1 protein-coding gene is annotated in these 2,832 nt (G+C 75.1%); it reads left to right on the top strand.

Going from position 1 to position 2,832, the window contains the following annotated elements; all coding sequences use genetic code 11:
- On the top strand, positions 1–2,832 hold a 2,832-nt coding region (locus AB0J09_RS61480), incomplete at both ends, for a BTAD domain-containing putative transcriptional regulator (protein WP_360713316.1).

The raw sequence follows: 2,832 nt of genomic DNA, 5'->3' as shown, positions 1-2,832 counted from the left end.
CCCGTACGCTCGCCGATCCCCGTGACGCCCGCGCCCGGCTGGACGAGGCGCTGGCACTGTGGCGGGGCCCCGCGTTCGCCGAGGTCGCCGACGAGCCGTGGGCCGCCGCCGAGACCGCCCGGCTGAACGAGCTGCGCCTGGTCGCCCGCGAACTGCACATCGCGGCGGGACTGCGGCTCGGCGACCCCGCGGCGGTGGTACCCGAGGCGGAGGGCCTCACCCGCGACGCTCCCCTGCGCGAGGAGGGCTGGCGCATGCACGCCCTCGCGCTGTGGAGCAGCGGCCGCCAGGCCGACGCCCTGGCCGCGCTCCGCCGCGCCCGCGCCATCTTCGCCGACGAGCTGGGCCTCGACCCCGGCCCGGACCTGGTGGCCCTGGAAGAGGCGATCCTCACCCAGCGCACGGAGGTCCTCCGCGCGGCCGCTCCTCCACCCCCCGCGGACACGCCCCGGCCCCAGGCAACCGCGCCGCCGCCTCCCAACAGCGGGCCCGGCGCGACAACGTTCGTGGGACGGGAGGGCGAGCTTGCGGCGCTGGTGGCGGCCGCCGGGGAGGCCGCCGCCGATGGGGCGCGCGTCGCGCTCGTCACCGGGGAGGCGGGACTCGGCAAGTCGGCGCTGCTGGAGCACCTCGGCGCGCGCCTCGGACAGGATGGGTGGCTCGTGGCCGCCGGGCGCTGTCCCGAGGTGGACAACGCGCCGCCCGCGTGGGCATGGGTCGAGGTGCTGCGGAAGGTGGCCGTGAGCGTTCCTCCGGGGGAGTTCGCGGACGACCTGGCGCCGCTGCTCTCCGACTCCGCGCCGGTGGCCGGTGACGCGACGGCCGGGCGGTTCCGGCTGCGGCAGGCCGTGTGGAACTGGCTCGCGGCGGCCGCCGCCGACCGGCCGGTCGCCGTCGTCCTGGACGACCTCCACTGGGCGGACTCCGCCACGCTGGAACTGCTCAGCGGCGCCGTCGGCGCACGGGCCCCGATCTTGGTCGTCGCGGCGTACCGCGCGGACGAGAGCGAGCGCCTCACCGACACGCTCGGGTCCCTCGCCCGCACCGCGCCCCTCCGGCTGGACCTGCCCGGGCTGGAAGGCGACGCCGTCGCGGAGCTCGTACGCGCCGAGTGCGAGGCCGACGACGCGACCGTGGCCGGGATCGCCGAGCGGACCGGCGGCAACCCGTTCTATGTGCGGGAGAGCGCGCGGCTGCTGAACGGCGAGGGCGCCCTGGTCGCGCTCTCCGAGGTCCCCGAGGGCGTACGGGACGTGCTGCGGCGCCGGCTCGCAAGGCTCCCCGAGAGCGGCGTCTCCGTTTTGCGGCTGGCGGCGGTGGCCGGCAGGGAAAGCTCGGTGGACGTGCTCGTGCAGGCCACCGACTCCGACGAGGACGGCGTGCTGGACGCGCTGGACGCGGGCGTCATCGCCGGCTTGCTCGACGAGCCCGGGCCCGGACGCGTCCGGTTCGTCCACGCGCTGGTCAGGGACACGCTGGTCGCCGACGTCAGCCTGTTGCGGGCCGCCAGGATGCACGCCCGGATCGCCGCCGCCCTGGAGGGCACCGGCGACGTCGCGGCGCTCGCCCATCACTATGCGCGAGCGGGATCACCGAAGGCCGTCGGCTATTGCGTACGGGCCGCCGAACTGGCCGAGGCGCGCTACGCCCACGACGTGGCGGCTGCCCTCCTCGCCGACGCGGTCGCCAACTCCAGCGAACCGGACGAGCGCGTCGGCCTGCTCGGCAGGCTGCTGCGCGCGCAGATCAGGGCCGGGGCCGTCGCTGCGGCCAGGCACACGCGCGAACAGGCCGTGGAGTACGCCGAGTCGATCGGCCGCGACGACCTGATGATCGCCGCGTTCACCGCCTGGACCGAGCCCACCGCCTGGCAGGCCCGCACGTACGGCACGGTCGACCTTCCCATCGTCGGCCGCCTCAGCCGCCTGCTCAAGCGGACCGGTCTCGCCCCCGACGTGCGTTCCCGCCTCCTCATCGCGTACGCCAACGAGCTGGTGGGCGAGGACGATCCGACGGTCATGGCTGCGGCGCGGGAAGCACTCGACCTCGCCACCGATCCCCGCCTCCGGGCCGCGGCGCTCCTGGTCCTGGCCAGCGACCCCGGGCGGGAGGAGTACGCCCGCGAGCTGGTGGAGATCGGCGTCGAGCACGACCTACCCGTCTACCGCGTGACCGGGCTGCTCAACCAGGCCTCGAACGCCGCTGCGGCCAACGACCCGGCGACCATGCGCCGCGTGACCCGGGAGGCGCTCGACCTGGCCCGCGCCTACCGGATGCCGGAGGCGATCAGCGCCACCGAGATCGCGCTGGCGACCCTGGTGCTCATCGAGGGCCGGATCGCCGACACCGAGCGCCTCTACGTCGAGGCCACCGCACACATGGAACGCGCCGGATCGGTGCACGCCGGCTTCGTCCGCCTCGCGCTGGCGGCGATCTGGCTGAACGACGGCACGCTCGGCGACCATCTGGACGACGTGCGCGCTCTCCACGAGGCGTTGGGCCCGATGGTCGCCGACCTGCTCACGCTCGCCCTCCACGCCGCCGGCCGCAGCGACGAGGCACGCCGGGCCCGCACGTCACCGAGCCCGATCCGGCCCGACTTCTTCTTCACCTTCCTGACGAGCCTGCGCGCGATGGCGATCATTGCGCTGAACGACCGCGACGCTGCCGAGGAGATCTACGCGGACCTTCTCCCATACCGTGAAGGCCCCCCGGCCGGCGCGGAGAGCCTGTCGCTGGCGCTGCGCCCGGTCGCCCACACGCTCGGCAGCGTCGCGGTCGTTCAGCGCAATGATCGCCATCGCGCGCAGGCTCGTCAGGAAGGTGAAGAAG

The sequence above is a fragment of the Nonomuraea sp. NPDC049784 genome, from assembly GCF_040659615.1.
In the GTDB taxonomy this organism is placed as follows: Bacteria; Actinomycetota; Actinomycetes; order Streptosporangiales; family Streptosporangiaceae; genus Nonomuraea.
The sequence above is the reverse complement of the archived record's forward strand: the minus strand, read 5'-3'. Positions and strand labels throughout refer to the sequence as shown.